Annotated in this window: 18 protein-coding genes; 16 read left to right on the forward strand and 2 right to left on the reverse strand. The window is 68.7% G+C overall.

The window, feature by feature from the left end:
* Nucleotides 1–346 precede the first annotated feature (346 nt).
* The 10 genes from EGK63_RS16475 to leuB all read left to right on the forward strand — a co-directional run bounded on the left by EGK63_RS16475 (nucleotide 347) and on the right by leuB (nucleotide 10,649).
* The gene (locus tag EGK63_RS16475; RefSeq protein ID WP_165906557.1) at nucleotides 347–487 is read left to right on the forward strand and encodes a hypothetical protein; all 141 of its coding nucleotides are present in this window, start codon (nucleotides 347–349) and stop codon (nucleotides 485–487) included.
* A 104-nt stretch (nucleotides 488–591) separates the two neighbouring features.
* The gene (locus tag EGK63_RS07560) at nucleotides 592–2,334 is read left to right on the forward strand and encodes a dihydroxy-acid dehydratase (RefSeq protein ID WP_125900665.1); all 1,743 of its coding nucleotides are present in this window, start codon (nucleotides 592–594) and stop codon (nucleotides 2,332–2,334) included.
* Between the two features lie 12 nt (nucleotides 2,335–2,346).
* Complete coding sequence (gene ilvC, locus EGK63_RS07565; protein ID WP_125900666.1) at nucleotides 2,347–3,360, forward strand: ketol-acid reductoisomerase; 1,014 nt, start codon at nucleotides 2,347–2,349, stop codon at nucleotides 3,358–3,360.
* Nucleotides 3,361–3,389: 29 nt separating this feature from the next.
* Nucleotides 3,390–5,096: an acetolactate synthase 2 catalytic subunit gene (gene ilvG, locus EGK63_RS07570; protein ID WP_125900667.1), complete on the forward strand. Its 1,707-nt coding sequence runs from the start codon at nucleotides 3,390–3,392 to the stop codon at nucleotides 5,094–5,096.
* Nucleotides 5,097–5,098: 2 nt separating this feature from the next.
* On the forward strand, nucleotides 5,099–5,350 hold the full coding sequence (locus EGK63_RS07575; protein ID WP_025976572.1) for an ACT domain-containing protein: 252 nt from the start codon (nucleotides 5,099–5,101) through the stop codon (nucleotides 5,348–5,350).
* Nucleotides 5,350–6,597 carry a 2-isopropylmalate synthase gene (locus EGK63_RS07580; protein ID WP_125900668.1) on the forward strand — a complete coding sequence of 416 codons (1,248 nt, stop codon included), beginning with the start codon at nucleotides 5,350–5,352 and terminating at the stop codon, nucleotides 6,595–6,597. Before EGK63_RS07575 ends, EGK63_RS07580 begins: the two co-directional genes overlap by 1 nt.
* Entirely contained in the window at nucleotides 6,581–7,552 is a 972-nt protein-coding gene (locus tag EGK63_RS07585) for a branched-chain amino acid transaminase (protein WP_125900669.1), read from the forward strand. The genes EGK63_RS07580 and EGK63_RS07585 overlap by 17 nt, the downstream gene beginning before the upstream one ends.
* Nucleotides 7,539–8,948, forward strand: a complete 1,410-nt coding sequence (gene leuC, locus EGK63_RS07590; RefSeq protein WP_125900670.1) for a 3-isopropylmalate dehydratase large subunit — start codon at nucleotides 7,539–7,541, stop codon at nucleotides 8,946–8,948. The genes EGK63_RS07585 and leuC overlap by 14 nt, the downstream gene beginning before the upstream one ends.
* Nucleotides 8,941–9,546, forward strand: a complete 606-nt coding sequence (gene leuD, locus EGK63_RS07595; RefSeq protein ID WP_125900671.1) for a 3-isopropylmalate dehydratase small subunit — start codon at nucleotides 8,941–8,943, stop codon at nucleotides 9,544–9,546. Before leuC ends, leuD begins: the two co-directional genes overlap by 8 nt.
* Nucleotides 9,543–10,649, forward strand: a complete 1,107-nt coding sequence (leuB, locus tag EGK63_RS07600) for a 3-isopropylmalate dehydrogenase (protein ID WP_125900672.1) — start codon at nucleotides 9,543–9,545, stop codon at nucleotides 10,647–10,649. The genes leuD and leuB overlap by 4 nt, the downstream gene beginning before the upstream one ends.
* Nucleotides 10,650–10,702: 53 nt before the next feature.
* Here the strand turns inward: leuB and EGK63_RS07605 are convergent, their stop codons facing one another.
* Nucleotides 10,703–11,296, reverse strand: a complete 594-nt coding sequence (locus EGK63_RS07605) for a TetR/AcrR family transcriptional regulator (protein WP_125900673.1) — start codon at nucleotides 11,294–11,296, stop codon at nucleotides 10,703–10,705.
* Between the two features lie 161 nt (nucleotides 11,297–11,457).
* Here EGK63_RS07605 and EGK63_RS07610 point away from each other — a divergent pair, with 161 nt between their 5' ends.
* The 5 genes from EGK63_RS07610 (at nucleotide 11,458) to EGK63_RS07630 (ending at nucleotide 20,006) form a co-directional block, all read left to right on the forward strand.
* Nucleotides 11,458–12,645: an efflux RND transporter periplasmic adaptor subunit gene (locus EGK63_RS07610; protein ID WP_125900674.1), complete on the forward strand. Its 1,188-nt coding sequence runs from the start codon at nucleotides 11,458–11,460 to the stop codon at nucleotides 12,643–12,645.
* Nucleotides 12,646–12,675: 30 nt separating this feature from the next.
* Nucleotides 12,676–15,945, forward strand: a complete 3,270-nt coding sequence (locus tag EGK63_RS07615; RefSeq protein WP_125900675.1) for an efflux RND transporter permease subunit — start codon at nucleotides 12,676–12,678, stop codon at nucleotides 15,943–15,945.
* A gap of 1 nt (nucleotide 15,946) precedes the next feature.
* Nucleotides 15,947–17,386: an efflux transporter outer membrane subunit gene (locus EGK63_RS07620; RefSeq protein WP_125900676.1), complete on the forward strand. Its 1,440-nt coding sequence runs from the start codon at nucleotides 15,947–15,949 to the stop codon at nucleotides 17,384–17,386.
* A 188-nt stretch (nucleotides 17,387–17,574) separates the two neighbouring features.
* Nucleotides 17,575–18,747: a glutamate 5-kinase gene (gene proB / locus EGK63_RS07625; RefSeq protein ID WP_371412936.1), complete on the forward strand. Its 1,173-nt coding sequence runs from the start codon at nucleotides 17,575–17,577 to the stop codon at nucleotides 18,745–18,747.
* Nucleotides 18,744–20,006 carry a glutamate-5-semialdehyde dehydrogenase gene (locus tag EGK63_RS07630; protein ID WP_125900677.1) on the forward strand — a complete coding sequence of 421 codons (1,263 nt, stop codon included), beginning with the start codon at nucleotides 18,744–18,746 and terminating at the stop codon, nucleotides 20,004–20,006. Before proB ends, EGK63_RS07630 begins: the two co-directional genes overlap by 4 nt.
* A gap of 42 nt (nucleotides 20,007–20,048) precedes the next feature.
* Here EGK63_RS07630 and EGK63_RS07635 read toward each other — a convergent pair whose 3' ends face one another.
* Nucleotides 20,049–22,490 (reverse strand): membrane-bound PQQ-dependent dehydrogenase, glucose/quinate/shikimate family, encoded by a 2,442-nt coding sequence (locus EGK63_RS07635; protein WP_125900678.1) that lies wholly within the window; start codon nucleotides 22,488–22,490, stop codon nucleotides 20,049–20,051.
* On the opposite strand from EGK63_RS07635, the gene EGK63_RS07640 reads away from it, so the two are divergent.
* Nucleotides 22,480–22,713, forward strand: coding sequence for a hypothetical protein (locus tag EGK63_RS07640; RefSeq protein WP_125900679.1), 234 nt, complete (start codon nucleotides 22,480–22,482; stop codon nucleotides 22,711–22,713). The two genes, EGK63_RS07635 and EGK63_RS07640, sit on opposite strands and share 11 nt — an antisense overlap.
* Nucleotides 22,714–22,720 lie beyond the last annotated feature (7 nt).

Consider the following 22,720-nt stretch of genomic DNA (forward strand, 5'->3'; position numbering starts at 1 on the left):
TCTCCGAAGCCCGTCGGGCCAGCCCGTCTCCGAGCGAGGCGGCGATATACGTCCGCTCCCTCCGACTGGCAATAGGCTTTTCACAAAAAGCTCAAGAAACTCAACGAACCAGAGTCGTCCGCGCCTTACTTCCGGCGCCCTTCACGCACGCGCGCGTCTTGAGAGCTAAAGCGAAATCGGCCTCAAGGTGAAATTTTCATCCCCGACACGCATTTGAGCGGCTGTTTTTGGCGCCCAAACCCCGTATCGACGCCGCCGCAGGGTTCTTTCTTCCATAAATCGCGCATCCGCGGTTGCGCCGCAACATTCGACGAGGCATAAGAGCGCCAGTTCGAAAGGTCTCTCCTTGTCCCACCGCGCCGCCATCGCTGCGATCCTGAGCCCCGCGCAAGCGGTGGCCGATCTGCGCGTGCTGTCGCTGGGCGTACTCCTTCTCTCGGTAATTCTCATTCCGCTTAGCCAAGCGGTGTGGATGCCTGCGACCTGACCTGAACCCAGCCAGTTTCGCCCATTCACCCCGCTCCGGCTCCGGACGCGGGGTTTTTCTTGTGCCCAGCCCAATACCGACAGGCAAGAAGTTCCAAAATCACAATGACGACGCCTTCTGACAGCACGAAACAACCCAATAGCCGCTCGGCGGCCGTCACCCAGGGCCCGAACCGGGCGGCGGCGCGCTCCTATCTGCGCGCGGCGGGGATGCAGGACGCCGATTTCGACAAGCCGATGATCGGCATCGTCAACACCTGGTCGACCGTCACGCCGTGCAACATGCACCTGGGCCGTCTGGCCAAAGACGTGCGGGCCGGGATCGTCGCCGCAGGAGGCTATCCGGTCGATTTCAACACCATCGTCGTCACCGACGGCATCTCCATGGGCACGGCGGGGATGAAGGCCTCGCTGATCAGTCGCGAGGTCGTCGCCGATTCCATCGAACTGGCCATCGAGGGGCACCAGCTGGACGGCGTCGTCTGCATCGTCGGCTGCGACAAGACGATCCCTGCAGCAGCCATGGCCCTGGCCCGCATGGATATCCCCGGCCTGGTCTATTACGGCGGCACCATCCTGCCCGGCGTTATCGGCACGAAGGAAGTCTCGGTTCAGGAAGTGTTCGAGGCCATCGGCGCCCACGCCGCCGGTTCGCTGGACGATGCGGGCCTGAAGGCGGTCGAGAGCGCGGTCTGCCCCGGCGCCGGGGCCTGCGGCGGCCAGTTCACCGCCAACACCATGGCCATGGCCCTGTCGATGATGGGCATCAGCCCCATGGGCGCCAATGACGTGCCCGCCGTCGATCCCGGCAAGGGCGCGGAAGGCGAACGCTGCGGCCGCCTGATCGTCGAGCGCGTCTTCGCCGGAGACACCGCCCGCAAATACATCACCAAGGCCAGCCTGAAGAACGCGGCCATCGCCGTCTCGGCCTCGGGCGGATCGACCAACGCCGTCATGCACCTGACCGCCATTGCGGCCGAAGCGGGCGTCGACTTCGGCGTCGAGGACTGCCACCAGGCCTGCGTCGAGGCGCCGGTCATCTGCGATCTGAAGCCGGGCGGCCGTTTCCTGGCCTCGCACCTGTATGCGGCGGGCGGCACGCGCCTGGTCGCCCAACGTCTGGCCGAGGCGGGCAAGATCGCCAACGTCCCGACCGTCTCGGGCCGCAGCCTGTTCGCCGAAGCGGGCGACGCCGAGGAGCAGCCCGGCCAGCAGGTCGTGACCCGCTTCGAGGCGCCGGTCATGGCGCGCGGCTCCTACGCCGTCATCTATGGCGATGTCGCGCCGGAAGGCGCCGTCATCAAGCTGACCGGGCACAAGGTCGATCGCTTCGAAGGCCCCGCCGCCGTGTTCGACTGCGAGGAAGACGCCTTCCACGCAGTGCAGGACGGCTCGGTCGGCGAAGGCGACGTCATCATCATCCGCTACGAAGGCCCCAAGGGCGGGCCCGGCATGCGCGAGATGCTGCAGGTCACCGCCGCCCTGAAGGGCCGCAAGGTGGAGAACGTCGCCCTGCTGACCGACGGCCGCTTCTCGGGCGCCTCCTATGGCTTCGTCGCTGGCCACGTCTCGCCCGAGGCGGCGGCGGGCGGCCCCATCGCTCTCATTCGCGATGGCGATCCGATCGTCATCGACGTCACCAACCGAAGGATCGATGTGCTCGTCGATCTGGAGGCGCGCCGGGCGGACTTCGCCCCCAACCGTATCCGCCCGGCGCAAGGCGTTTTCGCGAAATACCGCGCCGCCGTCGCCTCCGCCTCGCAAGGGGCCGTGACCATTCCCAATCCGCCGCCGGCCCAGATCCCTGCCGATCTGGCCGCCCGCTCCACCGAAACCGCTGCTTCTTAAGGACGTCCTCCCATGGCCATCACCATCTACACCAATGAAGACATCAAGCCGGGCGCCATCGCCGGGCAACGCATCGCCGTCATCGGCTATGGCTCGCAGGGTCGCGCCCACGCCCAGAACCTGAAGGATTCGGGCCACGACGTGATCGTCGGCGTTCGTCACGGCGGCACGGGCTGGAAGCACGCGACCGAGGACGGCCTGGCCGCCGCCGAGCCCGCCGAGGCCGTTCGCGGGGCCGACATCATCGCCATCCTGACGCCCGACATGATCCAGAACGAGATCTATCGCGACGTCATCGAGCCCAACGCCAAGCCCGGCTCGGCCCTGCTGTTCGCGCACGGCTTCTCGATCATCTACGACCGCATCACGCCGCGCGACAACATGGACGTCATCCTGGTCGCGCCCAAGGGGCCGGGCGATCTGGTCCGTCGCGAGTTCGCGCGCGGTCGCGGCGTCCCCTCCCTGTTCGCCATCGAGAAGGACGCGACCGGTCAGGCGCGCGATCGCGCCATGGGCTACGCCAAGGGCATCGGCGGGGCGACTGGCGGCCTGCTGGAGACCTCGTTCCGCGAAGAGACGGAGACCGACCTGTTCGGCGAACAGGCCGTCCTGTGCGGCGGCGCCAAGGAGCTGGTCATCCAGGGCTTCAACACCCTGGTCGAGGCCGGCTACCAGCCCGAGATCGCCTATTTCGAATGCCTGCACGAGCTGAAGCTGATCGTGGACCTGTTCTACGAAGGCGGCATCTCCAAGATGCACCACTTCATCTCGGAAACGGCCAAATGGGGCGCCGTCGCCTCGGGCCCGCGCGTCATCACCGACGAGACCCGCGCCCGCATGAAGACCGTGCTGGACGAGATCCAGAGCGGCCAGTTCGCGCGCGAATGGATCGCCGAGAACGAGGCGGGCAAGCCGAAATACGAGGCCCTGCTGACCGAGGACCGCGCCAGCCAGATCGAACAGGTCGGCGCCCGTCTGCGCGACCGCATGGCCTGGCTGCAGACGGCCAAACAGGCCGCCGCCTGAACCTCTATATATAAAGAGAGACTCATCCGATGAGCGCCGCCGCGCCCGCCCTGAAAACACCCCCCGCCCCGGCCGTCATGACCGGCGCGCGCCTGCTTGTCTCCAGCCTGGAGCGGATGGGCGTAGAGGTCGTGTTCGGCTATCCCGGCGGCGCCATCATGCCGATCTACGACGCCCTGACCGGCTCGTCGCTGAAGCACATCCTGGTCCGCCACGAACAGGCCGCCGCCTTCGCCGCCGACGCCTATGCGCGCCTGAGCGGCCGGGTCGGGGTCTGCATGGCCACCTCGGGCCCCGGCGCCACCAATCTGATCACCGGCATCGCCAACGCCATGATGGATTCGGCGCCGATGGTCTGCATCACCGGCAATGTCCCGCAAGGGGTCATGGGCACCGACGCCTTTCAGGAGATCGACATCCTGGGCGTCACCCTGCCGATCGTGAAACACTCCATCCTGGTCCGTGACGCCGCCGAGATCCCGGCCGTCATCGAACAGGCCTTCCACATCGCCGCCTCGGGTCGTCCCGGTCCGGTGCTGGTCGACCTGCCCAAGGACGTGCAGTTCGCCGAAACGGTCGCCCCCTTCGGCTTCAACATTCCCAATGAGACGACCGACGCCGATCCCGACGCCATCGCCGAGGCCGAGCGCTTCATCCGCGCCGCCCAGCGCCCGCTGATCTACATCGGCGGCGGGGTGAAGATCGGCCGCGCGACCGAGGCCCTGCGCGCCTTCGCCGAGACCACCGGCATGCCCGCCGTCGCCACCCTGAACGCCCTGGGCACGGTGCCGACCGACGCCCCCGGCTTCCTGGGGATGCTGGGGATGCATGGAACGCGCGCGGCCAATGAGGCGGTTCAGGCGTCCGACCTGCTGATCGTCATGGGCGCCCGCTTCGACGACCGCGCCACCGGCAAGCTGGCCGAGTTCGCCCCCCACGCCCGCGTCGTCCACTTCGACGTCGACGCCTCCGAGATCGGCAAGCTGCGCGAGACCCACGTCGCCGTCGGCGGCGAGATCCGCCCGGCCATCGAGGCCCTGACCGCGCTCATGGCCGCCGCCCCTCTGGCGATCGACCCGTGGGTCATCCGCTGCGCCTCGGCGGCGGCGCGTCACGCCGCCCGCTATGACGCGCCGGGAGAAGGCGTCTACGCGCCCGCCCTGCTGAAGCAGCTGTCCGAAATGGCGGGCGACCGCTTCGTCGCCGCCTGCGACGTCGGCCAGCATCAGATGTGGGCCGCCCAGCACTGCCGCTTCGCCCGGCCTGAAGCCCACATCACCTCGGGCGGTCTGGGCGCCATGGGCTTCGGCCTGCCCGCCGGTCTGGGCGCCCAGATGGCCGACCCCGAGGCAGTCGTCGTCACCATCGCCGGCGACGGCGGCTTCATGATGAACGTCCAGGAGCTGGCCACCCTGCGCCGCTACGGCGTGCCGCTGAAGATCGTCCTGCTGGACAACTCTTCCCTGGGCCTGGTGCGCCAGTGGCAGGAGCTGTTCTTCGAAGAGAACTATTCCGAGATCGACCTGTCCGACAATCCGGACTTCGTGAAGGTGGCTGAAGCCTTCGGCGTCGAGGCCTTCCGCATCGACCGCCGCGATCAGGTCGAAGCCGGTCTGGCCCGCCTGCTGGCCGCCAAGGGCGCCTGTCTGGCCCACGTCGTCATCGACCCCAAGGAAAACGTCTGGCCGCTGGTGCCGCCGGGCAAGAGCAACGCTGAAATGATGGAAGGCGCATGAGCATGAGCGACACCATTCACATCCAGATCGACCGGGCCGACGGCTCGCTTCAGCGTCTCATCGGCCTGGTGGAGCGCCGCGGCTTCCACATCGACGGCATCAACATGGCCGATGAGGGCGCGATGCGCCGCATCGCCCTGACCGTTCGCGGGCGTGACGCCGCCCGCTCCATCGACACCCTGGGCCGCCAGATCGACCGCCTGATCGGCGTCGCGCGCATCCAGGCCCAAACCTTCCAGTCCGAGGCCGCGTAATGTCCCGAGTAGAACGCGTATCCAGAACCGCCCAAATCGCGGCGTCCGATCCCAACCGCGTCATCATCTTCGACACCACCCTGCGCGACGGCGAGCAGGCGCCGGGCTTCTCCATGTCAGCCGAGGCCAAGCTGAAGATGGCCCATGTCCTGCGCGACCTGGGCGTGGACGTGATCGAGGCCGGCTTCGCCGCCGCCTCGCCGGGCGACGAGGAGTGCATCCGTCGTGTGGCGGGCGAGATCGAGGGCCCGGTCTTCGCCTCCCTGTCGCGCGCCAACGAAAAGGACATCGACGCCTCCTTCCGCGCCCTGGCTCCGGCGCCGAAATCGCACCGTCGCTGCCACGTCTTCCTGGCCACCAGCCCGATCCACCGCTCGGCCAAGCTGCGCATGAGCACCAACGAGGTGCTGGCCACGATCTCGCGCACGGTGGAATACGCCGCCTCCCTGTTCGACGACGTGGAGTTCTCGGCCGAGGACGCCTTCCGCACCGAGCCGGAGTTCCTGGCCGAGGCGCTGACGGCCGCCGCCGACGCGGGCGCCCAGACGCTGAACGTGCCCGACACCGTCGGCTACGCCACGCCGGAAGAAGCGCGCCAGCGGTTCGCCTATCTGGACGGGGTCATCCGCCCGCGCCACGCGGACGTGATCTTCTCCTCGCACTGCCACAACGACCTGGGACTGGCCGTCGCCAACTCCTTGGCCGCCGTCGAGGGCGGGGCGCGCCAGATCGAGGGCGCGATCAACGGCATCGGCGAACGGGCAGGCAACGCCTCGATCGAAGAAGTCATCATGGCCCTGCGCACCCGCGCGGACCGCTATGGGGCGACCGTCGCCGCCGAGAGCCGCCATCTGGTGCGCGCCTCCCAGACCCTGCGCGACGTGACCGAGAGCGTCATCGCCCGCAACAAGGCCATCGTCGGCCTGAACGCCTTCGCCCACGAGGCCGGGATCCACCAGCACGGCATGATGGCCGACGCCCGCACCTACGAGATCATGCGTCCCGAGGACGTCGGTTTCGAGAGCAGCTACTTCGTGCTGGGCAAGCATTCCGGCCGCCACGCGGTCGGCAAGCGGGCCGAGGCCCTGGGCCATGTGCTGGAAGGCCAGCGCCTGGCCGACGTCTTCGCCGGCTTCAAGCAACGCGCCGACCAGATCGGCGAAATCAATGACGCGGAACTGACCGCCATCATCGCGGCCGTCACGGCCTCCGCACCACAGGATACGACCTATGCAACCGCTGGCTAAAAACATCTGGATCAACGGCGAGCTGATCGCGTGGGAAAAGGCCACGGTTCACGTCATGAGCCACGCCCTGCACTACGGCACCTCGGTGTTCGAGGGCATCCGCGTCTATAACACCCCCAACGGCCCGTGCGGCTTCCGCCTGACCGACCATATCCGCCGCCTGTTCGACAGCGCGCGCATCTACCACTTCCCCATGCCTTATAATGAGGACGAGCTGGTTCAGGCCTGCAAGGACGTGGTGCGCGCCGAAGGCCTGCGCTCGGCCTATCTGCGGCCGCTGGCCTTCCTGGGCGAGTGCGGCATGGGCGTCAGCCCTTCGGCCGAGGCGATCCGCAGCGATGTGATGATCTCGGCCTTCGCCTGGGGCGCCTATCTGGGCGAAGAGGCGCTGGAGAAGGGGGTCGACGCCTGCATCTCCAGCTGGAACCGCGTGGCGCCGAACACCGTCCCGGCGGGCGCCAAGGCGGGCGGCAACTATCTGTCCTCCTATCTGATCGGGCGCGAGGCCCGCGTGCGCGGCTTCGGCGAAGGCATCGCCCTGGGCGCCGACGGCCTGCTGTCCGAGGGCGCGGGCGAGAACCTGTTCATCGTCAAGGACGGGGTGCTGATGACCCCGCCCGCCGCCGCCTCCATCCTGCAGGGCATCACCCGCGACAGCGTGATGAAGCTGGCGCGCGGCCTGGGCTATGAGGCGCGCGAACAGGTGCTGCCGCGCGAAGCCCTCTATGTCGCCGACGAGGTCTTCATGACCGGCACGGCGGCCGAGATCACCCCCGTCCGCTCCATCGACGGCATCATGACCCGCGCAGGCGGCCCCGGCCCGGTGACCAAGGCGGTCAACAAGGCCTTCCGCGGCCTGTTCGACGGCACGACGCCCGACCGCTTCGGCTGGCTGGAGCCCATCGGCGAGGCAGCCGCCGCCCCGGCCAAGGAGCGCGCGCATGAGCCAGCCTAAGACCCTGTATCAGAAGGTCTGGGACCGGCACGTCGTCGTGCCGGAAACCGCCGAGACGCCGGGCGTCATGTATGTGGACCTGCATCTGGTCCACGAAGTCACCTCGCCCCAGGCCTTCTCCGAAATCGAGGCGCGCGGGCTGAAGGTCCGTCGCCCCGACCGCACCTTCGCCACCCTGGACCACTCAACCCCCACCCTGCCCGCCGGGCCGGATGGTCAGCGCCCCTATGTCACCGAACAGGCGCGGCGTCAGGTCGAGACGCTGGAGGCCAACTGCGCCCGTCACGGCGTCGAACTGGCGGGCTGGGGCTCGGACCAGCGCGGCGTGGTGCACGTCATGGGACCGGAGCTGGGCCTGACCCAGCCGGGCATGACCGTCGTCTGCGGCGACAGCCACACGGCCACCCACGGCGCCTTCGGGGCGCTGGCCTTCGGCATCGGCACCTCGGAAGTCGGTCATGTGCTGGCGACCCAGTGCCTGCTGCAGCGCCGGGCCAAGGCCATGCGGGTGACCGTCGAGGGGCGCCTGCGCCCCGGCGTGTCCGGCAAGGACGTGGCCCTGGCCGTCATCGCCGCCATCGGCTTCGGCGGCGGCACCGGCTACGTCATCGAATATGCAGGCGAGGTCGTGCGCGCGCTGGACATGGAAGGGCGCATGACCCTGTGCAACATGTCCATCGAAGCGGGCGCGCGCGCTGGCATGATCGCCCCTGACCGCGTCACCATCGACTGGCTGCGCGGCCGTCGCCATGTCCCCGCCGACTATGAAGCCGCCGCCGCCGACTGGCTGAGCCTGGCCAGCGACCCCGGCGCGGTCTTCGACAAGGAGGTCGTGCTGGACGGCGCCGCCATCCGCCCCATGGCCACCTGGGGCACGACGCCAGACGCCGGCGCCCCCGTCGGCGCGCCCGTGCCGCAGCCGCGCTCGGATTCGGACCGCAAGGCCATCGCCTACATGGGCTTCACCGCCGGCGAGGCCACGACCGGCCACAAGGTCGACGTGGTCTTCATCGGCAGCTGCACCAACGGCCGCCTGCCCGACCTGCGCGCCGCCGCCGATGTCCTGCGCGGCCGCAAGGTCCAGCCGGGCGTGCGGATGCTGGTCGTCCCCGGCTCGGAGGCCGTCCGCCGCGACGCCGAGGCCGAAGGTCTGGACCGGGTCTTCACCGAGGCGGGCGCCGAATGGCGCATCCCCGGCTGTTCCATGTGCATCGCCATGAACGGGGACTTCGTCGCGCCGGGCCAACTGGCCGTCTCGACCTCCAACCGCAATTTCGAGGGCCGTCAGGGCAAGGGCGCCCGCACCATCCTGGCCAGTCCCGCCACCGCCGCCGCCAGCGCCGTGGCAGGCGTCCTGACTGACCCGCGCGCCTATCTGGAGGCCATCCATGCCTGAGGCTTTCAAATCTCTAACGTCGAAGACCCTGACGCTGAGTCAGGCCAACATCGACACCGACCAGATCATCCCGGCGCGCTTCCTCACCACCACGACGCGCGAGGGTCTGGGCGCCCACGCCTTCCATGACTGGCGCTACGAGGCCGACGGCTCGCCCAAGCCCGAGGCGGTGCTGAACCGCATCGACCCGACCGAACAGCGCATCCTGCTGGCGGGGCCGAACTTCGCCTGCGGCTCGTCGCGCGAGCACGCGCCGTGGGCCCTGTTGGACTACGGCTTCCGGGCGGTGATCTCGACCGAGATCGCCGACATCTTCACCTCCAACGCCCTGAAGAACGGCTTCCTGCCCATCGTCGTCGATCAGGCGGTCTGGGACGATCTGGCCGCCCATCCGGAACAGCCGGTGACGATTGATCTGGACGCCAATGAGATCCGGCGCGGCAACGCCCGGGCCGTGCCGTTCAAGGTCGAGTCCTTCGCCCGCCAGTGCCTGCTGGACGGAGTCGACGCCCTCGGCTGGCTTCAGTCGAAACTGCCCTACGTCGCCACCTTCGAACGCCTGAGAAACGACGCCCCCCAAACGGAGACCGCACGATGACCGCTCCCGCCCCGCGCACCTTCAACATCGTCGTCCTGCCCGGCGACGGCGTCGGTCCCGAAGTCGCCCTGGCGGCCCAGCGGGTGCTGACCTGCATCGGCGACATCTACGGCCATCGGTTCGACTTCACCGAACACCTGATCGGCGGCGCCGCCATCGACGCAACGGGCGAAGCCCTGCCGGAAGAAACGAAGGCCGCCTGTCTGGCCGCCGACGCCGTGCTGCTGGGCGCGGTCGGCGGGCCCAAATGGGACGGCGCGCCGGTTCGTCCCGAGCAAGGCCTGCTGTCCATCCGCAAGGCCATGGGCCTGTACGCCAACCTGCGCCCGCTGCAGGTCTCGCCGGTCCTGGCCCACCTGTCGCCGCTGAAGAAGGAGATCGTCGAGGGCGTCGACCTGATCGTCTTCCGCGAGCTGACCAGCGGCGTCTATTTCGGCGAGAAGACCCGCACCGAAACCCGCGCCTCGGACCTGTGCGTCTATACGGTCGATGAGATCGAGCGTGTCGCCCGCGCCGCCTTCCAGGCCGCCCAGCAACGCCGCGGCAAGGTGACGTCGGTCGACAAGGCCAATGTCATGGAGACCAGCCGCCTGTGGCGCGAGGTCGTGACCCACATCCACGCCGAGGAATATCCGCAGATCACCCTGGAGCACGCCCTGGTCGACTCCATGGCCATGCACCTGATCAGGAAGCCGCGCGACTATGACGTCATCCTGACCGAGAACATGTTCGGCGACATCCTGTCGGACGAGATTTCGGTGCTGGGCGGCTCCATCGGCCTGCTGCCCTCGGCCTCCCTGGGCGCGGACGGTCCCGGCCTGTTCGAGCCGATCCACGGCTCGGCGCCCGACATCGCAGGGCAAGACCTGGCCAATCCGGTCGGCATGGTGCTGTCGGCGGCCATGATGCTGCGTCACAGTTTCGATCTGGAGGACGAGGCCGACTCCATCGAGGCGGCGGTCGCGGCCGTCCTGGCCTCGGGCGCGGTCACCGCCGACCTGGGCGGGCCGCTGGGCACGGTGTCGGCCACCCGCGCCATCGTCGACGCCATCCGCGCCATCCACTGGGCGGCGGCGCGTCATGTGCCGATGCACTGGGCCTAGACGACATCTATAATAGGAGACGAGAGGCGGGCTGCGGTCCGCCTCTTTTCAATTCAGCCGTCGATCAGACCCTGAAGCGCCTTGGCCATGCGGTCGCGCAGGCGGTCCCGCTGCTCGTCCGTCAGGGCGGAGAAGCCGTCCGACAGTTCACGGCCGATGGCCATGCCCATGATCAGGCCAGACGCCAGGCGCGCCCGCACGGCCGCGTCCTCGCCGCCGATCCACTGGATCAGGGGATCGAAGAAGCGGTTGTTCGCCGTGCGCTGCACCACGTCCATCGCCTTGGTCGAACCGATCGAGCGCAACAGGATCAGCAGGCCGCGCATCTTCTCGCCGGTCGGATCGGCGTCACAACGGGCCGCCTCGCCAAAGACGACTTCCGTGGCCAGGCGCTGACCGAAATCGGCGCGGTCGCCCTCCATCAGGTCGCGTCCGTTCTTGCAACTGTCCAGCACGGACAGGAACAGATCTTCCTTCGAACCGAAGTAGCGGCTGATCAGCGCCGCATCGACGCCGACGTCGCGCGCCACGTCGCGCATGCCGACATCATCATAGCTTTCCGCGCAGAAACGCTCGCGCGCCGCCTCCAGGATGGCCTGGCGGGTGGCGTTGGCGTTACGCGGGCGGGGGACGTCGCACAGGACCAATTGGTCGCACTCCAATAAACCTTACGCGCTATATGGCCTTGTCATCAGGCGTTGACAAGCGCGGCTTTCGTCGTCTTTAAGTCAGCCAGTGTTGACTGGACGCATCCTCCCCAAAGAGCGACAGTCTCCCAGATCACGTTACTCCCAAGGAGATTGCGCCGATGCGCACGGTTAAGATCGCGGCCGCGTCCGCTCTGATGGCGGCCGCCCTCTATGGCTGTTCCAAGGGACAGGAAGCGCCCGCCCAGGGCGCGCCGCCCGTCACGGTGGCCGCCCCCCTGTCGCAACAGGTCGTCGATTGGGACGAATTCACGGGTCGCTTCGAGGCGCCCCGTTCGGTCGACGTGCGCGCGCGCGTCGGCGGCTACATCCAGTCGGTCCACTTCAAGGACGGCGACTTCGTGCGCCAGGGCCAACCCCTGTTCACCCTGGACCCGCGTCCGGCCCAGGCCGCCCTGGCCTCGGCTCGCGCCCAACTGGCCCAGGGTCAGGCGCAACTGACGCTGGCCCGCACGGAACTGGCCCGCGCCGAGGGCCTGCTGGCCTCGCAGGCCGTGTCTCAGGCCGAGGTCGACTCCAAGCGCGGCGCCGTCCAGACCGCTGAGGCCGCCGTGGCCGCCGCCAACGCCGCCATTCGCGCCCGTCAGCTGGACGTCGAGTTCACCCGCGTCACCGCCCCGATCTCGGGCCGCGTGTCCGACCGCCGGGTCGATCCGGGCAACCTGATCGGCGGCGGTTCGTCGGCCGGCGACGTACTGACGACCATCGTCTCGTCCTCGCCGATCTACTTCGTCTTTGACGGCTCCGAAGCCCTGGCGCTGAAGTATCAGCGCGACGCCCGCAACGGTTCGGCCCCGATCCGCATCCGCCTGCAGGACGAGACCAGCTATGACCGCACCGGTACGCTGGACTTCACCGACAACGCCATCGACGCTTCCTCGGGCACCATCCGCCTGCGCGCCGTGGTGCAGAACGCCGACGGCTTCCTGAAGCCCGGCATGTTCGGTCACGCCCAACTGGCGGGCTCGGGCGGCTATGCGGCCATGCTGGTGCCGGATTCCGCCGTCGTCACCGATGGCCCGCGCAAGGTGGTCTATGTCGTCGCCAAGGACGGCACGGTCGGCGCCAAGCCGGTCCAGCTGGGCCCCTTGGCCAACGGTCTGCGCGTCGTGCGCACGGGCCTGACGCCGGACGACCGGGTCATCATCAACGGCCTTCAGCGCGCCCGTCCGGGCCAGAAAGTCACCGCCCAGAACGGAACCATCAAGGCCGAGCAAACCAAGACCGACGCGCCCGTGACCACGGCGCCGGTCGCTTCGTCCGCCACCTTCGTCGCCAGCGCCGGCTGAGGAGGGGGCTCACGAGCCGGAACCTGATTCATGAACATATCCCGCTTCTTCATCGACCGACCGATCTTCGCGATCGTGATCTCGGTCTTAATCACCCTGATCGGCGCCTTCGCCATGCCGATGCTGCCGCTGGCGCAGTATCCCGACATCGCGCCGCCGACGATCAGCGTGACCGCCTCCTACGCCGGCGCCTCGGCTGAAACCCTCTCCGAAACGGTCGCCGCGCCGCTGGAGCAGGAGATCAACGGCGTCGAGAACATGCTCTACATGACCTCGTCGTCCACCTCGGACGGCCGGGTCTCCGTGACCGTGACCTTCCAGCCGGGCACCGATCTCGATACCGCCCAGGTGCTGGTGCAGAACCGGGTCGCCCTGGCCGAGCCGCGCCTTCCGGCGCAGGTCCGTCAGGTCGGCGTGGTCGTCAACAAGGAGTCCTCGGGCTTCCTGATGCTGGCCTCGCTGACGTCCGACGATCCCGGCATCGACAGCGACTACCTGGGCAACATGGCTCAGTCGACGATCCGCGACCGCCTGCTGCGGATCAACGGCGTCGGCGGCGTCCAGGTCTTCGGCGGCGGCAACTACTCCATGCGCATCTGGATCGACCCGGCCAAGGCGGCCGCGCGCGACCTGACCGCGCCCGAGATCGTCGCCGCCCTGCAGGCCCAGAACGTCCAGGCCGCCGGCGGCTCGATCGGCCAGCCCCCCTTCCCGACCAACGCCGCCGCCTTCGAGCTGCCGGTTCAGGTCGAGGGTCGTCTGTCGGCCCCGGAAGAGTTCGGCAAGGTCGTACTCAAGACCGACGCTCAAGGGCGCGTGACCCGCGTCAGCGACATCGCCCGCATCCAACTCGGCTCGGAAATCTACGGCGTCGAGGGCTACTTCAACGGCCAGCGCGGCGTCGGCGTCGCCGTCATCCAGCAACCCGGTTCAAACGCCCTGTCGACGGCCAATGCGGTCATCGCCGAACTGGACGCCATCAAGGCCGACTTCCCGCCGGGCGTGAAATACGCCATCCCCTATAACCCGACGGAATACGTCGCCGCCTCGGTTTCGGCCGTGGAGGACGTGCTGATCGAAGCCGTCTTCCTGGTGATGATCGTCATCCTGGTCTTCCTGCAGACCTGGCGCGCGGCCATCATCCCGATCCTGGCCATCCCGGTCGCCCTCGTCGGCACCTTCGCGGTGCAGCTGGCCCTGGGCTATTCGATCAACTCCCTGTCGCTGTTCGCCCTGGTTCTGGCCGTCGGCATCGTCGTCGACGACGCCATCATCGTGGTCGAGAACGTCGAGCGTTACATCCGCGAGGGCCTGACCCCCAAGGAAGCGGCCTATCGGTCGATGCAGGAAGTGTCGGGCGCCCTGATCGCCATCTCCCTGGTGCTGACCTCGGTGTTCGTGCCGACCGCCTTCGTGCCCGGCATCCCCGGCATCTTCTTCCGCCAGTTCGCCGTCACCATCGCCTCGGCGACGCTGATTTCGCTGCTGGTGTCGCTGACCCTGTCCCCGGCCCTTTCGGCCCTGCTGCTCAAGCCGCACAAGGATCACGACCAGCACCGCAAGCCGGGCCTGATCGGCACGGTGATGTATTACCTCGGCTGGGCCGGAGCCAAGTTCAACGAAGGCTTCGACTGGGTGTCGGACCGTTACGGCCGTCTGACCGCCCGCCTGATCCGCATGGTCACCATCATGCTCGTCATCTACGCCGCCCTGCTGGCGCTGACGGGCTGGCGCATGGCCGACACGCCCACCGGCTTCATTCCGGCCCAGGACCAGGGCGTGCTGATCGGCGTCGTCCAGCTTCCACCGGGCGCCTCGCTGGAACGCACCAAGGCCGCCATGACCAAGGCTGTCGAGATCGTCCAGAAGGCCGACGGCGTTCAGGAAGTCACCGCCTTCGCCGGCCTGGACGGCTCCAGCTTCTCGCTGTCGTCCAACGCCGCGACCATGTTCATCAAGCTGAAGGACTATGAAGAGCGGACCACGCCCGAACTGGAAGCCTCGGCCCTGGCCGGCGCGCTCAGCGGGGCGACCGGCGTCATCGAGGAAGCCAGCATCTTCATGCTGTCGCCCCCGCCCGTTCAGGGCATGGGCACCGGCTCGGGCTTCAAGATGATGATCCAGGACCGTTCCGGCGCCGGCTTCCAGGCTCTGGAAGGCGCGACCTTCGCCATGATGGGCGCGGCCGCTCAGGCGCCGGAGCAGGTGCAGCAGGTGTTCAGCCTCTACAACACCGGCTCGCCGCGCATCGCCGCCAATGTCGACCGCGACAAGGCCCTGCTGATGGGGGTCCAGCCCTCGACCGTGTTCAGCACCCTGGGCACCTACCTCGGCTCGACCTACGTCAACGACTTCAACTTCCTGGGCCGCACCTTCCGCGTGACCGCCCAGGCCGAGCCCGCCTATCGCGACGAGCTGGCCGACATCGCCAACCTGAAGGTCCGTTCGGCCTCGGGCGGGATGGTGCCGATCGGTTCTGTGGCGACCCTGGCCGACGATTCCGGCCCGGCGCGCGTGGTCCGCTACAACCTGTTCCCGGCTTCGGAACTGCAGGGTGAAGCGGCGCCGGGCGTGTCCACCGGCGACGCCATCGCCACGATGGAAGAGCTGGCGGCCAAGACGCTGCCGGATGGCTTCAGCTACGAGTGGACCGAAATCGCCCTGCAGGAGAAGCAGGCGGCGGGCGGCGCGACCATCATCTTCATCATGGCGGTGGTGTTCGTCTTCCTGGTGCTGGCCGCTCAGTATGAGGCCTTCACCCTGCCGCTGGCGGTCATCATGATCGTGCCGATGTGTATCCTGGCGGCCATTCTCGGGGTGAACCTGCATGGTCTGGACAACAACATCCTGACCCAGGTCGGCCTGGTGGTCCTGATCGCGCTGGCGGCCAAGAACGCCATCCTGATCGTGGAATTCGCCAAGCAGGCTGAGGACGAAGAGGGCCTGAACCGTTGGGACGCCGCCATCCAAGCCGCGCGCCAGCGTCTGCGCCCGATCCTGATGACCTCGTTCGCCTTCATCTTCGGCGTGCTGCCCCTGGCCATCGCCACGGGCCCCGGCTCGGAGATGCAGAACGCCCTGGGCATCGCGGTGGTCTATGGGATGCTGGGGGTGACCTTCTTCGGTCTGATCTTCACCCCGGTCTTCTATGTCATCTGTCGCTGGATGGCGGGCAAGCTGCCCAAGGCGCCGGGCAAGGAGCGCGAGCTCCCGACCAGCTTCGGCTCCACCCCGCACGACCCCTTTGACCCCGACGGCCCGGAACCGGCTCCCGCCGCTCCGCGCCAGGGAGATGCGTAAAATGAACGGCAAACTCCGTACTCTGCTGACCGCCGCGGGGTCGGCCGCCCTGCTCGCCGCCTGCGCGGTGGGCCCCAAGGCGCCGCTCCCCACCCTCCCGGCCGAAGGCCAGGGCGCCTTCGTCGGCTCGCAATCCGCCTCGGTTTCGACCGAGGCGGCCCGCGACGACTGGTGGCGGCTGTATCAGGATCCGACGCTGGACGGCCTGATCCAGCAGGCCCTGACTGAGAACAACGAGCTGGAGGCGGCCGCAGCCAATCTGCGCGCTGTCCGGGCCTCGCTGTCCGAAGCCCGCTCGGGCCGGTTCCCGACCACCACCACCTCGGCCGCCTATAACCGCAGCCGGGCCTCGACCGACACCGTGCCGACCGCCGGCGGCGCCAAGCTGCCGGAAGTCGACACCTATGACGTCGGCCTGGACGTCTCCTATGAGATCGACCTGTTCGGCCGGGTGGAGTCCTCCATCCGCGCCGCGCGGGGCGACGTGGCCGCCGCCGCCGCCGCCCTGGAGGTCGTGCGGGTGACCGTCGCGGCCGAAACGGCCCGGGCCTACGCCGACACCTGCTCGGCCAACGCCCAGATCGCCGTGGCCGAGCGGACCATCGACCTGCAGGCCAAGACCGTCGACCTGACCCAGCGCCTGCTGGACGGGGGCGCCGGCAACGGCCTGGACGTGGCTCGCGCCCGCGCCGCCCTGGAGCAGACCCGCGCCAGCCTGCCGCCCCTGCGGGCGTCACGCGACGGCGCCCTGTTCCGCCTGGCCACCCTGACCGGCCGCACTCCGGCCGAGGCCAGCGAGGCGGCTCGCGCCTGCCAGTCGCCGCCGCAACTGTCGCAGCCGATCCCGGTCGGCGACGGCGCGGCCCTGCTGGCTCGCCGTCCCGACGTGCGTCAGGCGGAGGCCCGCCTGTCGGCGGCCGCCGCCCGCGTCAACGTCGCCACCGCCAACCTCTATCCCAGCATCCGCCTGGGCGGGTCGGTGGGTTCGACGGCGCTCGACGCCTCGGATCTGGGCGAGGACGCCAACTTCCGCTTCAGCGTCGGCCCGCTGATCTCCTGGTCCTTCCCCAACGTCTGGGCGGCCCGGGCCCGGATCAAGCAGGCGGACGCCCAGTCGGACGCAGCCCTGGCGACCTTCGACCAGACCGTGCTGACGGCGCTGCAGGAAACCGAGACGGCGCTCAGCGCCTACGCCAACGAACTGGACCGCCGCACGGCCCTGCGCACCGCGCGGGATCAGGCGGCCACCGCGGCCCGCCTGTCGCGTCTGCGTTTCGACGCGGGCGCCGACAGCTTCCTGACGGTGCTCGATTCCGAGCGGACCCTGGCCGGCGCCGACGCCGCCTTGGCCGCCTCGGAAGCCCAGGTCACCACCTACCAGATCGGCCTGTTCAAGGCCCTGGCGGGTGGTTGGGAACAGGCTCCCGATCCCGAAGCCTGACCTTCAGCCTCAAGCTGAAACTAGGACGCCCGGCCGGTTCGCCCGCCGGGCGTTTTCTTTGGCGGCTCTTCTGCTGAACCGACGACGATCCGAATATTATTCATAACGACACTGCCAATCCGACACCGCAATGAACAATCGTCGCCAAAAACTTGGCTTGAACGATGATCTTGCGATAGGGAGGCTGGGTGACCTCCTCCGCCGCCCCCCTCCCCGAAGCCCTTGAGGCCGCCGCCTCGCCTGCCGTCGCCCTGGCCCAGGCGCGCCGGGTGGTGATCAAGATCGGCTCCTCCCTGCTGTTCGACGCCGCGCGCCGCGCCGTCGCCGCCGACTGGCTGGCGAGCCTGGCCGCCGACATCGCCGACCTGCGTCGCCAGGGACGAGAGGCAGTCGTCGTCTCATCCGGAGCCGTCGCCTTGGGACGCGGACGACTGAACCTGTCGTCCAGCCGCCTTCAGGACAAACAGGCCGCCGCCGCTGTGGGCCAATCCCTGCTGATGCACGCCTGGGAGAAAGCCCTGGCGCCCCACGGCCTGATGGCGGGCCAGGTGCTGCTGACGCGCGACGACACCGAACGGCGCCGCCGCTGGCTAAACGGCCGCGCCACCCTGGAGGCCCTGCTGACCCACGGCGTCATCCCCGTGGTCAATGAAAACGACACCGTCGCCACCGAAGAGATCCGCTATGGCGACAACGACCGACTGGCCGCGCGCGCGGCCCAGCTAGGGCGCGCCGACCTGTTGATTCTGCTGTCCGACGTGGACGGCCTTTACACCGCCGACCCGCGCCGCGATCCGAACGCCCGCCATCTGCCGCTGATCGAGCGGCTGACGCCCGACATTCTGGCCATGGCCTCAGGCGCCAATGCGCAGGCCGGGGTCGGCACGGGCGGCATGGCGACCAAGCTGGCCGCGGCCCAGATCGCCGCCTCGGCCGGATGCGCCACCGTCATCGCCTCGGGCCTGAGCAACCATCCGCTGAAGGCTGTGAGCGAAGGCGCCCGCGCCAGCCTGATCCTGGCCCCCGCCACGCCTCTGGCCGCGTGGAAACAGTGGATCGCCGGCAGCGTGGCGCCCGGCGGCGCCCTGACGCTCGACGCCGGAGCCGTCGCCGCCCTCCATGCCGGAAAGAGCCTGCTGCCCTCCGGCGTCGTCGCCGTCAGCGGCGACTTCGGCAAGGGCGACAGCGTGCGCCTGATCTGTCCCGACGGGGCGCGCGTCGGCGTCGGTCTGGCGTCCTACGCCGCCGAAGAGATCGCCCTGATCCGAGGCCGTCATTCCGACGCGATCGAAAGCCTGCTGGGCTATCGCGGCCCCTCGGTCGTCATCCACCGCGACGATCTGGTTCTGGAGGACCGATGAGCGACCTCGACGCCGCCATGCTGGACATGGGCCGCCGCGCCCGCGCCGCCGCCGACGCCCTTCGCGCCACGACGCCCGACGCCCGAAACGAGGCGCTTCACCGGCTCGCCGAAGCCTTGCGCGCCGCCGAGGCCGACATCCTGGCCGCCAACGCCCGCGATGTGGCCCGCGCCCGCGACGGCGGCCTGTCCGAGGCCCTGATCGACCGCCTGGCCCTGACCCCCGCCCGCGTCGAGGGCATGGCCCTCGCGGTCGAGACCATCGCCGCCCAGCCCGATCCCGTCGGCGCCCAAATGGCCCGCTGGACCCCGGCCAACGGTCTGGACATCGCCCGCGTCCGCACCCCCATCGGCGTGCTGGCCGTCATCTATGAGAGCCGCCCCAACGTCACCGCCGACGCCGCCGCCCTGTGCATCCGGTCCGGCAATGCAGCGATCCTGCGCTGCGGTTCGGACGGCCTTGACTCCTCGCGCGCCATCGCCGCCGTCGTCGCCCGCGCCGTGACCGAAGCGGGCCTGCCCGCCGACGCCGTCCAGCTGGTCCCCATCCCTGACCGCGAAGCTGTCGGGGCCATCCTGTCGGGCCTGAACGGCGCCGTCGACCTGATCATTCCGCGCGGCGGCAAGAGCCTGGTCGCCCGCGTCCAGGCCGAGGCGAAGGCGCCGGTGCTGGGCCACCTTGAGGGCCTGTGTCACACCTATCTGGACGCCGCCGCAGACCTCGACGTCGCCCGCCGCGTGACCCTGAACGCCAAGATGCGCCGCGTTTCCGTTTGCGGCGCGACCGAGACCCTTCTGGTCGACCGCGCGGCGGCGGAGCGCCTGCTGCCCGCCGTCGCCGCTGATCTCATCAACGCCGGATGCGAACTGCGCGGCGACGCCGAGGCCCGCGCCCTGATCCCCGACATGGGCGAGGCGGTCGAAGCCGACTGGACCGCCGAATACCTGGCCCCCATCCTGTCAGTGCGTGTCGTGGACGGCGTAGACGGCGCGGTCGCGCACATCCGCGCTTACGGCTCGGGCCACACCGAGGCCATCGTCACCACCGATGAGCAGGCGGCCGAACGCTTCGCGGAGGGCGTCGACAGCGCCATCGTCCTGATCAACGCCTCGACCCAGTTCGCCGACGGCGGCGAGTTCGGTTTCGGCGGAGAGATCGGCATCTCAACGTCAAAACTGCACGCGCGCGGGCCGGTCGGAGCGGAGCAGCTGACAACCTACAAATATGTGGTGCGCGGCGAAGGCCAGACGCGACCGTAATACACATCCTCCCTCCCCATAAAGGGGAGGGAGAACCGCGCCTCAACGGCTTTCAGGCAGCGCATAGGCGATCACATAGTCCCCGCGCGGCGTCTCCATGAAGTGATGCCCGCCGGCCATGATGACCAGATACTGGCGGCCGTTCTGCTCATAGATCATCGGATTGGCCTGACCGCCCGCCGGCAGCACGTCCGACCACACCGTCTTGCCCGTCTCGATGTCGATGGCGCGGATCAGGTCGTCCGTCGCGGCGGCGATGAAGATCAGCCCGCCCGCCGTCACCGCCGAGCCGCCGTTGTTCGGCGTGCCGATCTCCAGCGGCAACATCGACGGAATGCCGAACGGCCCGTTCTTGCGCGCCGTACCGAACGGGCGATCCCACAGGGTGCGGCCGCTCTTCAGGTCGATGACGCGCATCCCGCCATAGGGCGGCTGCTTGCACAGCAGGCCGGTGAACTTCACCCGCCAGCCCGCATTGACGTCGATGGCGTAAGGCACGCCCATCTGCGGATCGCCCGCGCCCTCGGCCTTGGACTTCGACAGGTTGCCGCCGCGATTGGCCGCCTCCTTCTCGCGTTCGATGTAGCGGGGGTCGTCGCGCGCGAACCAGCCCAGACGCTCGGCCTCGGCGCGGGGCACCAGACGGTTGTGGTTGGGCATGTCGTTGTAGTTGGCGACGATCACGCCGCGCGCCGGATCAACCGCCACCCCGCCCCAGTCCGAGCCGCCGTTGTAGCCCGGATACTGGATCCAATGCCGGTCCGCCGTCGGCGGCGTGAAATAGCCGTCATAGGCCGCCTGATGGAACTGGATGCGGCAGACCATCTGGTCGATCGGGGACATGCCCCACATGTCGCGCTCGGTCAGGTCGGCCTTCCTCAGCGTGTGGAACAGGGAGAAGGGCTGGGTCGGACTGCGCTGCGACGGCTCGACGCCACCCTGCGGCACGCGGCGTTCCTCGACCTTGTGCAGCGGCTGGCCGGTGCGACGGTCAAGGATGTAGAGGTCGCCCTGCTTGGACGGCAGGATTACCGCAGGAACCACAGTCCCGTTGATCGGCATATCGACCAGGGTCGCCTGCGAGCCCAGGTCATAGTCCCAGACATCCTTGCGCACCGTCTGGAAATGCCAGCGCGGCTTGCCCCTGGTCACGTCCAGCGCGACCAGGGAGGTGGCGTATTCGTTCTCGGCCGGGCGACGCAGGCCGGAATAGTAGTCCGCCGCCGAATTGCCCATCGGCAGGAAGACCAGACCCAGCGCCTCGTCCGCCGTGGCCGTGGTCCACATGTTGGGCGTGCCCGGCGTATAGGTCTCCCCCTCGGGCGGCAGGGTGGTGATGTCCGGCCGCATCATGTCCCAGGCGAAGCGCAACTGGCCCGTCACGGCGTCGAAGCCCTGAATGACGCCCGATGCGTTCCAGCGTTTCTGTCCGTCCAGCACCTGATGGCCCGTGACCACCACGCCGCGCACGATGACCGGCGCCGAGGTGATCGACACCATGCCGGGGTAGGGATCGCCCATGCCGTGCTTGATGCTGACCGAGCCGTTGGTCCCGAAACCGGCGCAGGGAACGCCCGTGCGCGCGTCCACCGCCACCAGGCGCCCGTCCAGCGTGCCCTCGATGATGCGCGTGGCGCAGGGCTGGGCCGCGTCGACGTTCGGGGTCGCGTAATAGGCCACGCCCCGGCAGGCGGCGGTATAGGGGATCTGGTCGTCGGCGACCTTGGGATCATAGGTCCACTTCTGCTTGCCGGTCGCCGCGTCGACCGCGAACAGCCGGTTGCGGGCCGAGCACAGATAGAGGGTGTCGCCGATCTTCAGCGGCGTCGTCTCGGCGCCCCAGCGCTCGTCCGGCAGGTCGCCGGTGCGGAAGGTCCAGGCGCGCTGAAGCCCCTTCACATTGTCCTTGGTGATCTGGCTCAGCGGCGAATAGCGCTGGGCGCTGTCCGAACCGCCCCAGGCGGGCCAGTCGGCGCCGACCTTCAGCACCGCCGGATCGCCCACGCCGCCGTTCGCCGCGCCCGGAACCGGGCTGAGCACCCTCGCCTTGTTCGCCTGGGCCACCACCACGCCGGAGATCAGGCCGAAGACGACGATGGCCGCCAGTCCGCCCAGGGCCAGCTTGCCCCCGCCCCCGTCGCGCTTCAGCGCCGGGAAGCTGAGGACCACCGCGATCAACAGCACCAGCGGCGCCACCACGCGCGGGACCAGGGCCCAGCCGTTCAGCCCGACCTCCCACAGCGCCCAGACGACGGTGCCGATGAAGATGGCGATGTAGAGCCAGGCGCCCAACGGTCTGAGCAAGGCCAGCAGCCCGCCCGACACGATCATCAACAGGCCGACGATCAGATAATAGGCGGACCCGCCCAGCATGATCAGCTGGCCTCCGCCAATGGTCAGCGTCAGCCCGATCAGGGCGATGACAATGCCCAAAAGCCTTACCAGGACGCTCCCGAATCCGCGTCCGCGCTCGATGGATGGCATCTCGCCCCTCCTGTTCCCGCAGCTTGGCCTTGAGAAGGGGCAACACGCGAACGGCCGCGACGTTCCGCCGCGGACGGCCAACTGTTGCCGACTGGCCGACCCGCCCAAGGCGGCGAGCCCGGAAACCTATCGCAACGCACCCAAGCAAAACCTGCCCTGGTTGTCATTATTGCGATTTTTTCGCATCTTTATGCCTTTTAGAAAAATTTATTCCGCAAAATAAGAAAAAT

Source organism: Brevundimonas sp. 357 (assembly GCF_003938605.1).
Taxonomy (GTDB): Bacteria; Pseudomonadota; Alphaproteobacteria; order Caulobacterales; family Caulobacteraceae; genus Brevundimonas.

Coding starts and splice junctions, on each gene's coding strand:
- leuB (WP_125900672.1), top strand. CDS start 9,543: ATGACCGCTCCCGCCCCGCGCACCTTCAACATCGTCGTCCTGCCCGGC.
- EGK63_RS07580 (WP_125900668.1), top strand. CDS start 5,350: ATGTCCCGAGTAGAACGCGTATCCAGAACCGCCCAAATCGCGGCGTCC.
- EGK63_RS07560 (WP_125900665.1), top strand. CDS start 592: ATGACGACGCCTTCTGACAGCACGAAACAACCCAATAGCCGCTCGGCG.
- EGK63_RS07630 (WP_125900677.1), top strand. CDS start 18,744: ATGAGCGACCTCGACGCCGCCATGCTGGACATGGGCCGCCGCGCCCGC.
- leuD (WP_125900671.1), top strand. CDS start 8,941: ATGCCTGAGGCTTTCAAATCTCTAACGTCGAAGACCCTGACGCTGAGT.
- EGK63_RS07575 (WP_025976572.1), top strand. CDS start 5,099: ATGAGCGACACCATTCACATCCAGATCGACCGGGCCGACGGCTCGCTT.
- ilvG (WP_125900667.1), top strand. CDS start 3,390: ATGAGCGCCGCCGCGCCCGCCCTGAAAACACCCCCCGCCCCGGCCGTC.
- EGK63_RS07610 (WP_125900674.1), top strand. CDS start 11,458: ATGCGCACGGTTAAGATCGCGGCCGCGTCCGCTCTGATGGCGGCCGCC.
- EGK63_RS07585 (WP_125900669.1), top strand. CDS start 6,581: ATGCAACCGCTGGCTAAAAACATCTGGATCAACGGCGAGCTGATCGCG.
- leuC (WP_125900670.1), top strand. CDS start 7,539: ATGAGCCAGCCTAAGACCCTGTATCAGAAGGTCTGGGACCGGCACGTC.
- EGK63_RS07635 (WP_125900678.1), bottom strand. CDS start 22,490: ATGCCATCCATCGAGCGCGGACGCGGATTCGGGAGCGTCCTGGTAAGG.
- EGK63_RS07620 (WP_125900676.1), top strand. CDS start 15,947: ATGAACGGCAAACTCCGTACTCTGCTGACCGCCGCGGGGTCGGCCGCC.
- EGK63_RS07615 (WP_125900675.1), top strand. CDS start 12,676: ATGAACATATCCCGCTTCTTCATCGACCGACCGATCTTCGCGATCGTG.
- ilvC (WP_125900666.1), top strand. CDS start 2,347: ATGGCCATCACCATCTACACCAATGAAGACATCAAGCCGGGCGCCATC.
- EGK63_RS07640 (WP_125900679.1), top strand. CDS start 22,480: ATGGATGGCATCTCGCCCCTCCTGTTCCCGCAGCTTGGCCTTGAGAAG.